The following is a 10,368-nucleotide window of genomic DNA, read 5'->3' as shown; positions in this document are numbered from 1 at the left end:
CGTTTGACCTTTCTTCGCCATAAAAAAGACACCCCCTAAAATAGATTACCATTGAGGGGTCTTTTCTCAATGTCTATTTTAAGGGGTGCACATCACTCGGAGACGACAGGTTCTTCTTTTTTCACGCCCAACAGTCGGAGCAGCGGCTTGATCGTCAGGCCCTGCACGACGAGCGAGAACAGCACGACACCCAGTGCAAGCACCAGCACCGTCTCTCGTCCGGAAAAATTTTGCGGGAGCGACAGGGCCAGTGCGATGGAGAGCGAGCCGCGCAGACCGCCCCAGTTCAGAACGTGTTGCCACCTGTACGAAGTTCGGCGGTGGAACAGCAGCGGCAGGTAGACGGAGACGCTGCGAGCGATCAGGACGATGCCGATCGCGGCGAGGATGATCTGCCAGTTTGCCAGCAACTCGATGCGGTTGATCTCCAAGCCGACCATCAGGAACACCACCGAGTTGGCGATCAACGCCGCAACGCTCCAGAAGGAATCGATGGCGATGCGCGTTTTTTCCCCCATCCCGATGCGCGTGCCATAATTGCCAAAAATCACGCCGGCGATCACGACCGCGATCACACCGGAGACATGGAAGTGTTCCGCGATGAAAAACGAGCCGTAGAACAGCAACATGGAAAAAATGATCTCCAACGGATAGTCGTCATACAGCCGCGTCAACTGTGAGAACAGGTACGCCAGCACTGCGCCGACCAGCACGCCGCCGAGCGAGACTTTTGCAAATTCGAGCAGGCCCAGCCCCAATCCGCCAACTCCAGCGGAGATGTAGGCGACGAGGCTTGCTTGCGAGATCTTGAACAGCACGACCGCGACACCGTCGTTGAGCAAGCTCTCGCCCTCCATGATCGTCTCCAAGCGGTGGTCAACGCCCATGCTTTTGAAGATCGAGATCACGCTGACCGGGTCGGTCGCCGCCATCAGTGCGCCAAACACGAACGCCACTTCCAACGGCAGACCCAGCCAGTAGTACGCAAGAAACCCAACCACGACATAGGACAACAACGTGCCCAAGATCGCGAGCAACAGGATCGGGCGTTGCGCTTCCCGCAGGTGGCTGGCAGGCAATTTCAAGGTCGCTTCTCCAAGCAAGGTGGGGAGAAAAAGCGCGATGATGGCAAAATGGAACACTTCGTCTTGGACGATGAAGGATTTGAGTTCTTCGAGTGCTCCGATGTCGGATACGCCGAGCAGGACACCGACGAGGACGAGGACGATCGGGTAGGGAATGTTGATTTTTTTGGCGATGGCCGTGACTGCTGCCGCCAGTGCCAGCAACACCAAGACCAGCTCAAATTGATTGGACATTTTGACACCTCGATTGATTTCCTTCAGGTTTCCCTTTATCTGTGCCCCATCGTATCATGTTTAGCCTTGGTTCAAATCGAATCAACCCGCCGCGAAAAGGCAAGAGCTTCGCGCTCCTCAAACCTCCTGCAATTCCGGCGCTTTCTGAGCATGGATTGATGTTGATTTCCTGCAGTATACTCACCCAAACTCTCAAATGCGCGAATATACGCACCTCCCTAACCTTACTTAATAGGAAGAAACACATGTGAAAAAAGGCCAAGTCCACTGCGCTTGCAGTGACTTGGCCTTTTTGCCCCCCCACCTAGTCCGAACGTTGCTCTAAGGTCGGGGTGCTGCGTTGGGTGAGTCCCTTGATCAAGGCTTCCACGTCGATGCCAGAAACGCTTTTTAACATCTCCGGGGCGGTCGCCATCAGCTCGGTCACGTAGTTGCTCACACGGGTTGCCCCTGCTCCGTTGCCGGTGTCGACGACGGTCAGCTTGTCGATCTGGCCGATCGGTGCGGCGATCCGGCCCGCGAGTTCCGGGAGCATCTTCACGATGATGTCGAGGACGGCCGCTTCGCCAAACTTCTGGAACGCCTCGGCAAGCTTTTCTTTGGCCTCGGCTTCTGCGAGACCGCGCAGTCGGATGACGTCCGCCTCCGCCGTGCCCTTCGCCCGTTCGGCATCGGCGATCGCCAAACCTTCCAAGCGTTTCTGCTCGGCATTGGCCTTGGCTTCCGCTTCGATCTTGTACTGTTGCGCATCAGCTTCGCGCATGCGGCGGGCTTTGTCCGCTTCGGCGGCTTGCTCGACAGCGTAGCGGTCGGCGTCCGCTTTTTTCTTGACTTCGGCGTCGTATTGTTTCTCACGGCGCTTGATTTCCTTTTCTTCCAACTCGATGGTACGGTCCTTGCGCACGAGTTCGATCTGCATCTGTTCTTCGACAACTTGTTGCTTGGAACGCGCTTCCTGCACGGCGTAGGCTTGGTCTGCCTCGGCCTTGGCCATGTCTTGTTCGCGTTTGAAGGAGGCGATTTTCAGTTCCTTGTCCTTCTCCGCTTCAGCGACGATGGTGTCGCGCAGCAGTTCGGCGCGCTGGGCTTCTTCATGGGCTTTGGCTTTCTGAATCCGTGCATCGCGGTAGGCTTGGGCTTCGGCGATGTCGGCGTCGCGCTTGATCTCCGCGATGCGCGGTTTCCCGAGCGCTTCGAGGTAGCCGTTTTTGTCCCGCACGTCGCGGATCGTGAAGGAAACGATCTGCAGGCCCATTTTTTTCAAGTCCTTGGCGGCGACCGACTGGACTTCCTGGGCGAACTTCTCGCGGTTGCGGTAGACTTCCTCGACGGTCATCGCCCCCAGGATGGCGCGCAGATGTCCTTCGAGAACTTCCTGTGCTTCGGCATCGAGTTCATGTACGGTCTTGCCCATGTACTGTTCAGCGGCGGTCGCGACATCCTCGACGGTGCCGCCAACTTTGATGATCGCCACACCGTCTGCCATGATCGGCACGCCTTGTTCGGTGTAGACTTCCTGCGTCGAGACATGGAGTTTATGGGAGAGCAGGGACAACAGTTCCGCTTTTTGAAAAATGGGCACGATAAACGCGCCACCACCGCGCACGATCTTGATCCGGCGACCCGATTCGTCGATGTTGACGTTGCGACTGCCGAGGAAACTGCCGGTTACGATCATCGCCGACTCCGGGCCGACGGTGCGGTAGCGCGCCCAAAACGCCAGCGCGAGGATGATCAGCACTCCGAGCAGGATCGCCGGGAGCAGGACATAGATGGGAGGCATGCAGTGGATAACCCCTTTCAGTTAGGCGAACGGTGTGACGTAGAGGGTGTGCCGCTCTGCTTTGACGATCACGATGCGCGTGCCTTCCGGGATCGGTTCGCCGTTGAAACTGCCGGCGATCTGGTTGGTGTGACTTCCTCCGATCAAGATCAGCACTTCGCCATAGCCCCCTTTTTTCGGAATGGAAACGGTAACTTCGCCAATTTTGCCGACCAAGTCTTGCATCGAGAAGCCGGTAGATGTTTCTGCACGTTGCATCGACGGGATGTAGATGAAGTAGGCGACCAGCGCCACAATGGCGAAAAAGATGCCGCCGACCCAATAGCTCCAGTCCATCCGACTCCCCCCTTTCCCTCTGATGTATACGAAACAAGTCTCGAATAGTGCCAAATAAATGTCAATTGCGCATCGAAAACGCCACACTGCCCAAAATCAGCACGCTGCCGATCAAAAACGAAACCGTCAGCGTCTCCCCGAGCAATAGCCAGCCGAGGAGCGTGCCGAACACCGGCTGGACAAAGAAAAACAGCGCCGCCGTCCCCGCCTCCATCAACTCAAACCCTTTGACCCAGAGGAAAAACGCCACCGCGGTCGAGAGCACTCCGAGGAAGGCAACCCCCCACCAGATCAGCGGGTCGGTCGGGAGTGTGAACCCTTGTGTCCAGAGTTCCCACCCGGCCAGCGGCAGGGTGAACACCACCCCGCACACCGTCGCCCAAAAACTGACGGTCAGCGCCGGATAGCGCTCCGTCAGCGACTTGCCCTGCACCGTGTACAAGCCCCACGTGACAGCGGCGAGCACGAGGAACAGATTCCCAAGCATCGCACCACCATCTGTAAGCCAATTGCTGCTGTCCGTGGAAGCTGTGGGCGTTCCGACATCCGTGCCCACGACGACGAGCACGCCGAGCGTCGCAACGAGGAGCGCCCCCCACTTGCGAGGCGTCATGGTTTCGCGCAAAAACCAACGTGCGAATAATGCGATAAATACCGGCGAGGCGGAGGTGATCACAGCCCCCATGTGCGCAGAGGAGAGCTTGGTCCCGATGAATTGCGCAGAGATCGAGATCGTGTAGCCGACCAGTCCGTAACGCGCCATCCGCCCCCAGTCCCGCCGTTCGATCTGTGCCTGTCCTTGGCGGAGCAGCACGAGCCCGAGGATGACCGCCGCGATCAAAAAGCGCATGACGACCAACGTCATCGGCGGGATATAGACGAGGACCGACTTGCTGACGACATATGTACCGCCCCAGATCGCAGCGGCGGTTGCGAGGCAGAGCGCGCCGAGCAGGAGTTTGCGGTTGTTCGTTTCCATGCCGCGTCCCGCTAGGCGATCGGCGTGCCGTTGGGCACGACCGCATCTGGAGCGAGCAACACGACATCGCCCGTCTCTGGGACACCGCCGAGCACGAGCACTTCCGAATGAAATCCCGCCACCCGGCGTGGCGGGAAGTTGACGACAGCGACGACCTGCCGCCCGACCAAGTCCTGCGGATTGTACCTCCGGGTGATCTGCGCGCTGGATGCTTTCATACCTAGTTCCGCTCCAAAATCAATTTCCAACTTGATCGCCGGCACCCGTGCTTCTGGAAATGCGGTTGCCCGCAGGATCGTGCCGACGCGAATGTCTAGTTTGTGCAAATCTTCAATGGTTGCCATCTTGGAAATCCCTCCCTGTGCTCTATCATATACCAAACGATGGAAATAAAAAAAGCCCGCCCTGGAGGGCAAGGCTTCTATTTATCGTTCTCGTTGAGAGAAATTACTTGACCGTTTTCAAAATTGGAGCTTGATCAGCAACCTTGGTCGTGTGGCCACCCAGAATCGGAGCCTGATCCGCGTTGATTTGTACAATTGCAGATACGGACACCGAAACAAGAGCTGCTACAAGTGCGAAAAGAACCATCCCTTTTTTCATTATCTACTCACCCCCTGCCATTCAATGTTAGGAACCCCTCATTGCATTGTACCGCTTTTCTATACATTTCAACAGCCCTAGAATCATTTTTTTCGAAGAAGAGGTCCGCAATTTCTTTGGCAACTTTGTAAGCTTCTAACATCACATAATTGTCTTCGAAGATTTTTAATGCGTTGCCCAACTGTGTAATTTGTCCTTCGAAATCCCCAAGGTCTCTTTTAATAAAACTAAGCAACCGAATGGCTTTCGCACGATCGATATACGTTTGATTGGCAACTGGCTCTGTATCTACCATCAGTTTCTCAATCACTTCTTTCGCTCGTTCGAGATCGCCTTCTTGGTACTTGAGCTTGGCCAAGTGAAACAGCGTGTCCGCCTTGTAATAGGTCTGATCCAAAATTTCATAGACTTTTAAGGCACGAGTCAAGTGAGTTTGTGCAGAACCATACTCGCCTTTTTCAAGGAACATACAACCCATGTTGCTGTTGATCAACCCTACATCTAATAGAAACTGATTGTCTTGGGCTTCTTTTAAAGTCGTGGTGAAAATGATTTCGGCTTGCTCGTAATCACCCAACCGCTTGAGCATCGTGGCTTTCATATAGCGAGCGCGAATCAGCCAGAGGTGCCGCGACAATTCTTGCGCAATCTGTTCGGCTTTTTCAAAGTACCGCAACGCGGTTCGGTTGTTGTTCATGATGAAATTGCTTCGTCCCAAGGCATAATTGATTTTGTATCGGGTATCGGTGTCGCCTTCAAACTGATCGAAATACGACTCGGCTCGCGAGAAGGCATCATACGCATCCATGAGATTGCCACTTCGCTCATGGGCATTCCCCAGTTCGAATTGAAACATCACCTTGTAGCTATCCGATAAACACACATCGCCTTGGAACAAATCCTGCACAATTCCGATGACGCGCGCGCACTGGTTCACACTATTCAGCAATTGACATTCCAATAGGATGCTATTCAAATACAAATCTTCATAGCCGAAATTCCGGCTCTGCTGGACCACTTCCTGTGTAAGTTCCAAGGCCTTGGGTACATTGCCAGCTGTGTGTGAGTCTTGGGCCAGCTGCAACGTCTCACTCAATTCCTCTAATAACGCATCCTGTGATTCAATTCGCTCGACGGTCACACCGAGGCGATTCGCCATCTCCTTCAAGATTGTGCGCTTCAAATACGTCTTGCCATTTTCCACTTTGCTCAACTGGCTGACACTGCACAACCCTTCAGCTAGTTCATCCTGAGTTAATCCTTTTAGCAAACGGTATTTGCGCAGGTTCTCGCCGATGAGACGATTACGTTCTTCCATCGCCATAGTCATGGAGATCACCCCGATTTTCAATTGTCTGTCTCTTAGAATGATACCATAGAATCAATGCCTCTGACAGGATTCTTCAGGCTGGATAAACTTTCTCTTCAGCCGAAAAACTTTCGAAATACGTGGAATGTTTCTCCACATTTCTACAACATCTTCCCTTTATGCAAAGTGAATATTATCATGTTTAGTATTAGAATGATTACACAGATAATGATTTTCTTGAAAAAAAGGGGATATCACATATGCTCAGCTTAGGAACCCGCATCCGCGAAATGCGCCAGAAAAAAGGAATGACCCAGATTGATCTCGCCAAAGAACTCTGTACACCGAGCATGATTTCACAGATCGAATCGGACCGTGCCCGCCCGAGTTATAAAATTCTCTTCGAAATCTCGAAGAAATTGGATGTCACATTGGACAAGCTCTTGGTCAACGTTGACCTCGACCTCGAATATTTGAGCACCTTTAAGATGGCACAAACGATGATCGTCGCCAAGGAATACCGGGCAGCGCTCCCCTTGTTGGAAAGCGTTGCCGACCATGCCGGCGAAGGCAACATCCCGCAACTCGATCTCCTGCAAGCGCTGGGTACTTGCCAATTCCACGAAGGTAAGTTCCAAGCGTCCGAATTGAACTTCCAACAAGCCTTCGAGATCGCGATGGTCGAAGGTCATACGGAGGCCGCCGTCACCGCCTTGCTCATGCTCGGCCAGATCGCCTACGACAAGCGCAACCTCTCCGTCGCCCTGCACAATTGGTTGCACGGCCTCGATGAACTGCGCCGCACCGATTCCCCAGACCCTGCGTTAGAAGTCGAATTGATGACGCGCATCGCCTCCGCGCACTTCGACAGCGGCAAAATTCAGGATGCGGTCGATCTCTACGAAGATTTGGTCAATCGCTTCTGTGACACTGGCCACATCCGCGAGATGGCCGAACTGCATCGTCGCCTCGGCGATTCCTACCGCCGCCTCGAACAGCACAGCAAAGCGATCCACCATCTCGAACAATCGATCACGCTGTACAAGACCATGCGCTTCCAGCACTCCCTGCTCGCGGTGCGCCGCCAACACGCGATCTTGCAAGGCGAGCGCGGTCAACTTCATGAAGCGATGGCGGTGCTCGAAGAGCTGGCAGACGAGTACGACCGCGAAGGCGATGAAGTGGCAGAAGGCACGACCTTGATCGCGCTGGGCAAGATGGCGATCGACTCGTTCAATTACCCGCTCGCCCAGCAAGTGGCGCAACGCGCAGCCGAGATGCTCCCGGAAAACCACTCGGAGACTGGCGACCTGCACCGTCTGTTCGCCACCTTGCACTTCGCCAACGACGAGCATCTCCAAGGCATCGAAGCCCTGCGCCGCGCCATCTCCTCCTACCGCGAACACAACCGTCTGCACGAGCTCGAACAAGCGACACAGGAACTTTGTGAATCGCTCGCAACCTCGCAGTCGTTTGAAGTCGCGTTTAAGGAACTGCTCGGCACGCACTCGCTGATTCTGGAAACGCTCAATACCCGCGGCATCGTCCTGTAAAAAAAAGACCACGAGGCCTGCGGGCCTCATGGTCTTTTTCGATCAGATGCTCGGGTGGTCAGGCATGTATCCACGTCCAGATCAGTTCACCCCAGATGTTCAACGCCGAGCAGAGGATGATCGCCACCAGCACCAAGCGCAACAGTTGGACGTTCATCCGTTGCCCGACCCGCGCGCCCAGCATGGAGCCCAGCAAGCTCGCCAGCATCAGCAAGGCGGTCAGCGTCACATGCACGTGACCACCTGCCGTCTTGCCGATCACCCCGCCGATCGAGGAGAGGAACACCACGATCAAGGAGGAGGCGATCGCCGTGCGCGTCGGCAGTCGCAGGATGCCGAGCATGATCGGGATCAGCAGGAACGACCCGCCGGCCCCGACGATGCCGGAAAGCAACCCCACCACAACCGCGAGCAGGATCGCCAGCGGGCGGTTGAACGCGATGTACGCCGGCGGTGTAGCGCTTTCATGCACACCGCCGGGGCGCTTTTTTAACATCAGCACGACGGCGAGCAACGCCATGCAGCCGTACAGCATGTGGATGGCGATCCCCGGCATATACCCGGACAGGAGACTGCCGACCAGACTGCCGACCGTCATCCCTCCGCCGATGCTGAGCACGACGGCGCGGTTCAACCAAGGCGACTTGCGATACATCATCATCCCGACCCCAGTGGCGGCAAACACTTGAAACATCGTGACAGCAGAAATTTCGTTGGGGGTCATCGCATAGGTGCCAACGAATGGGGGTACAAAGTAGAGAAGCGGGTACGTCACAATCGCGCCGCCCACTCCCAATAATCCAGAACAAAAGGAACCAATTAGGCCGATCATCACGTATACTGCAACATCTACAGGCGTCACAGTCATACCTCCCTTGATAAATGTATGATACCACACAAATCAGACCTTGCGCGGGAGGATTCGTCGCCGTATAATCCAAGTATAAAGATAGGAATATGGTGATAATTGATGAACGCATGGAACCGCTTTTGGAAGCCGCTGACCGGCCGCTGCCCGTACTGCAATGACAAATTGATCACCGTCCCCTCAGATTCTGGCTTCGGAAGTCGGTACCGAGCTTGCCGCAACCACCACTACGTCGAAGAGACAGTGCCCGCGGCAGACACGGTTCTCGTCTACGAATTGGACGGTGCTGTGATCAACCACCCCGTCTTGGACCAACTTGATTCGCACCAGTAGACGACCCATGCTAGACCTTGTCATACAAAAGGGAGCCCTTCGCTGCGAAGGGCTCCCTTTTTTGCCGCTTACAGGCTTTTCGCGGTCTGTACGCGCGGCGAACGCCGTTGCCAGATCACGGTGCCCGCGTTGAGAATCAACAGGATGCCCGTGAGTACGAACGTGAACGGGATCGAGATGATCCCGCTCAGGAATCCCCCGAGCAACGGGCCGATCATCGAACCAAATTGGTTGGCGCTGGTCGTCAGGCCAAACGCACGACCCCGGAAGTCTGCCGTGGTGTTCTCGACGACGATCGCGTTGCACGACGGCAGGATGCCCGCCATAAACAGACCGATCGCGAAACGCAACGCGCTAAACTGCGTCAAGTTGGTCGGGAAGATCTGCAGGATCGTCAAGACCCCCGCCCCCACCAAGGCGATCAACAGCGTACTGCGGTAACTGTGCGATTGCCCCCAGCGTCCCCAGTACGGGGCCGCGATGATCATCGCGATGCCGGACAGGGAGAAGATCAGACCGGAGGAGAGCACCGAACCTTCGATCTTGCCTTGCAAGTCCGCGACGTACAGGGTCAACACCGGTTGCAACACGGCCATCGCCGTCTGGAACACGACCAGAATCGTCAGTGCGCGCAGGATCGGGCCGTTCGTCCAAGCGATCTTGATGTCGTCGAGAATCCGCGTGCGCTCCTTGGCGGGCAGCGCGGGCGTCTCCTGCACGTATCTCAGAACGAGCATCGTAGCGAACAGCACGCTGAGCGACGAGGCGATGAAGGCCAGGCGCATCCCGAACACTTCGGACAGCACCCCGCCCATCAGCGGGCCGAGGATGCCCCCTGTCGCCCCCGCAGTCTGCATCATGCCGAGGCTCCAGCCCATGTGCTTCTCCGGCGTGGTCGAGGCGACGATCGCCATCGAGGCGGGTACGAAGCCCGCCACCAGACCATGCAACGCCCGCACGGCGAGCAATTGCCACGGATCTTGCACGAATGCCCCGAGCGAGTAGACGAAGACGAGCGAGAAGCCTGCGCGCAGGATCATTTTTTTCTTGCCGTGCTTGTCAGCGAGCGACCCCCACAAGGGCGCCATGATCCCGCCGACGAGGAAGGAGATCGAGAAAATCACCCCGGACCACATGTTGGCATCACTTTTCGCCACGCCCAGCTCTTGGATCAAGTACAGCGGTAGAAACGGCACAACCATGGTGTAACTTGCTGTTGTGAGCAACGTGCCGAACCAGAGAATCCAAACAGTTCGTTTCCACGAAGATGATTCCATTGTTCAAC

At 55.7% G+C, this 10,368-nt stretch carries 11 protein-coding genes; 2 read left to right on the top strand and 9 right to left on the bottom strand.

Going from position 1 to position 10,368, the window contains the following annotated elements; genetic code table 11:
• Positions 1 to 92: 92 nt before the first annotated feature.
• From C7459_RS20995 to C7459_RS20970, 7 genes are all read right to left on the bottom strand, one after another.
• On the bottom strand, positions 93 to 1,319 hold the full coding sequence (locus C7459_RS20995; RefSeq protein ID WP_109691238.1) for a cation:proton antiporter: 1,227 nt from the start codon (positions 1,317 to 1,319) through the stop codon (positions 93 to 95).
• Between the two features lie 304 nt (positions 1,320 to 1,623).
• Entirely contained in the window at positions 1,624 to 3,102 is a 1,479-nt protein-coding gene (locus C7459_RS20990) for a flotillin lipid rafts scaffold protein FloT (RefSeq protein ID WP_109691237.1), read from the bottom strand.
• A gap of 21 nt (positions 3,103 to 3,123) precedes the next feature.
• Entirely contained in the window at positions 3,124 to 3,438 is a 315-nt protein-coding gene (locus C7459_RS20985) for an NfeD family protein (protein WP_109691236.1), read from the bottom strand.
• 61 nt (positions 3,439 to 3,499) lie between these two features.
• On the bottom strand, positions 3,500 to 4,417 hold the full coding sequence (locus C7459_RS20980; protein WP_109691235.1) for a DMT family transporter: 918 nt from the start codon (positions 4,415 to 4,417) through the stop codon (positions 3,500 to 3,502).
• A gap of 11 nt (positions 4,418 to 4,428) precedes the next feature.
• The gene (csaA, locus tag C7459_RS20975) at positions 4,429 to 4,761 is read right to left on the bottom strand and encodes a chaperone CsaA (RefSeq protein WP_109691234.1); all 333 of its coding nucleotides are present in this window, start codon (positions 4,759 to 4,761) and stop codon (positions 4,429 to 4,431) included.
• 103 nt (positions 4,762 to 4,864) lie between these two features.
• Positions 4,865 to 5,020 (bottom strand): hypothetical protein, encoded by a 156-nt coding sequence (locus C7459_RS23545; RefSeq protein WP_170119595.1) that lies wholly within the window; start codon positions 5,018 to 5,020, stop codon positions 4,865 to 4,867.
• Positions 5,021 to 5,027: 7 nt separating this feature from the next.
• The gene (locus tag C7459_RS20970) at positions 5,028 to 6,371 is read right to left on the bottom strand and encodes a helix-turn-helix domain-containing protein (RefSeq protein WP_109691233.1); all 1,344 of its coding nucleotides are present in this window, start codon (positions 6,369 to 6,371) and stop codon (positions 5,028 to 5,030) included.
• A 218-nt stretch (positions 6,372 to 6,589) separates the two neighbouring features.
• Here C7459_RS20970 and C7459_RS20965 point away from each other — a divergent pair, with 218 nt between their 5' ends.
• Positions 6,590 to 7,882: a helix-turn-helix domain-containing protein gene (locus C7459_RS20965; RefSeq protein WP_109691232.1), complete on the top strand. Its 1,293-nt coding sequence runs from the start codon at positions 6,590 to 6,592 to the stop codon at positions 7,880 to 7,882.
• A 58-nt stretch (positions 7,883 to 7,940) separates the two neighbouring features.
• Here C7459_RS20965 and C7459_RS20960 read toward each other — a convergent pair whose 3' ends face one another.
• Positions 7,941 to 8,744 (bottom strand): sulfite exporter TauE/SafE family protein, encoded by an 804-nt coding sequence (locus tag C7459_RS20960; RefSeq protein ID WP_245884672.1) that lies wholly within the window; start codon positions 8,742 to 8,744, stop codon positions 7,941 to 7,943.
• A 108-nt stretch (positions 8,745 to 8,852) separates the two neighbouring features.
• Between C7459_RS20960 and C7459_RS20955 the strand changes: the two genes are divergently transcribed.
• On the top strand, positions 8,853 to 9,083 hold the full coding sequence (locus tag C7459_RS20955; RefSeq protein WP_109691230.1) for a hypothetical protein: 231 nt from the start codon (positions 8,853 to 8,855) through the stop codon (positions 9,081 to 9,083).
• Between the two features lie 68 nt (positions 9,084 to 9,151).
• On the opposite strand, the gene C7459_RS20950 is transcribed toward C7459_RS20955, so the two are convergent.
• Positions 9,152 to 10,360, bottom strand: coding sequence for an MFS transporter (locus C7459_RS20950; RefSeq protein WP_109691229.1), 1,209 nt, complete (start codon positions 10,358 to 10,360; stop codon positions 9,152 to 9,154).
• Positions 10,361 to 10,368: the final 8 nt, after the last annotated feature.

This window comes from Tumebacillus permanentifrigoris (assembly GCF_003148565.1).
Taxonomy (GTDB): domain Bacteria; phylum Bacillota; class Bacilli; order Tumebacillales; family Tumebacillaceae; genus Tumebacillus; species Tumebacillus permanentifrigoris.
The sequence above is the reverse complement of the archived record's forward strand: the minus strand, read 5'-3'. Positions and strand labels throughout refer to the sequence as shown.